Origin of the sequence: Actinomadura darangshiensis (genome assembly GCF_004349235.1) — a bacterium.
Lineage (GTDB): Bacteria > Actinomycetota > Actinomycetes > Streptosporangiales > Streptosporangiaceae > Spirillospora > Spirillospora darangshiensis.
Genome location: NZ_SMKY01000616.1, coordinates 1 through 1,538, shown reverse-complemented (window position 1 = coordinate 1,538; position 1,538 = coordinate 1). Strand labels below are relative to the sequence as shown.

Below are 1,538 nucleotides of genomic sequence, written 5' to 3'. Positions count from 1 at the left end.
CCAAGGAAGGCATGTCCAAGAAAGAGATCATCCGCTGTCTCAAGCGCTACATCGCCCGAGAGCTCTACCAGATCATCACCGCACCAAGCGATCTTGAGCCCGCGGCTTGACATCCATAAGAGCATCCAGAAAGGGAACGGACACGTCGTGACACCGGTCATCGTGCGGACCAGGGAAGAGCTGGCCGCGGCCCGGTCGCAGGTAGAGGGCACGCTCGCGCTCGTCCCGACCATGGGCGCGCTGCACGAGGGGCACCTGTCCCTCATGCGGCAGGCCCGGCGCAGCGCCGGCACCGTTGCCGTCAGCATCTTCGTCAACCCGCTCCAGTTCGGGCCCGGCGAGGACTTCGACCGCTACCCGCGGACGTTCCCGACCGACATCGAGGCGTGCGCCGCGGAGGGCGTCGACCTCGTCTTCGCGCCCTCCCGCGAGGTCATGTACCCGGACGAGCCGCAGGTCACGGTGCAGTCGGGCCCGATGGGCGAGGTCGTCGAGGGCGCGGCCCGGCCCGGCCACTTCGACGGGATGCTCACGGTCGTGCTGAAGCTGCTGAACCTCGTCCGCCCCGACGTGGCGATCTTCGGGGAGAAGGACGCGCAGCAGCTCGCGATGATCCGCCGCATGGTCGCGGACCTGAACGTGCCCGTGCGGGTCGACGGCGGCCCGACCGTCCGCGAACCGGACGGCCTGGCCCTCTCCAGCCGCAACCGCTACCTCTCCGTGCCCGAGCGCCGGACCGGCCTCGCCCTCTCGCGCGCCCTCCGGGCCGGAGCGGACGCCGCCGCCGAGGGGCCGGACGCCGTGACCGCCGCCGCGCGCACCGTCCTGGACAAGGCCGAGACCGCCGATCCGCCCCTCGCCCTCGACTACCTGGTCCTCGTCGACCCGGCGACCTTCGCCCCGGTCGCAGGCCCCGGCCAGGCCGTCCTCGCCGTCGCCGCCCGCGTCGGCGCCACGCACCTCATCGACAACGTTCACCTCCAGCTCGGCAAGGAGCACTGATGTTCCGGACGATGTTCAAGTCGAAGATCCACCGCGCCACGGTGACCCAGGCGGACCTGCACTACGTCGGCTCGCTGACCATCGACCAGGACCTGATGGACGCCGCCGACCTCCTCCCCGGCGAGCAGGTCTCGATCGTGGACATCGACAACGGCGCCCGCCTGGAGACCTACCTGATCGCCGGCGAGCGCGGCTCCGGCGTCATCGGCATCAACGGCGCCGCCGCCCGCCTCGTCCAGCCCGGCGACCTGGTCATCATCATCAGCTACGCGCAGATGACCGACGCCGAGGCCCGCGAGTTCACCCCCGCCGTCGTCCACGTCGACCGCTCCAACAAGATCATCTCGCTGGGCTCCGACCCCGCCGAACCCGTCCCCGGCACCCTCACCGCCCGAGGCGACCTGGTCCACGACTGACAGTGAGGATGTAGGTGAGCACCTCCCGGCGGGGTCTGACCCACCGACTGACTGACCAAGGGTCCTCAACCGGATCTGTCGATCTGGCCGGGAGGTGCTCGTGTGCGCTCACCGGACACG

General features: G+C 70.3%; 2 protein-coding genes. Both read left to right on the top strand.

The genetic code is table 11. The annotated features are described in order from the left end of the window. The first annotated feature begins 147 nt into the window (after positions 1 to 147). A complete protein-coding gene (gene panC / locus E1293_RS46930; RefSeq protein ID WP_132206610.1) occupies positions 148 to 1,002 on the top strand; it encodes a pantoate--beta-alanine ligase in 855 nt (284 codons plus the stop codon). After that, positions 1,002 to 1,418, top strand: a complete 417-nt coding sequence (gene panD / locus E1293_RS46925; protein ID WP_132206608.1) for an aspartate 1-decarboxylase — start codon at positions 1,002 to 1,004, stop codon at positions 1,416 to 1,418. The genes panC and panD overlap by 1 nt, the downstream gene beginning before the upstream one ends. Positions 1,419 to 1,538 lie beyond the last annotated feature (120 nt).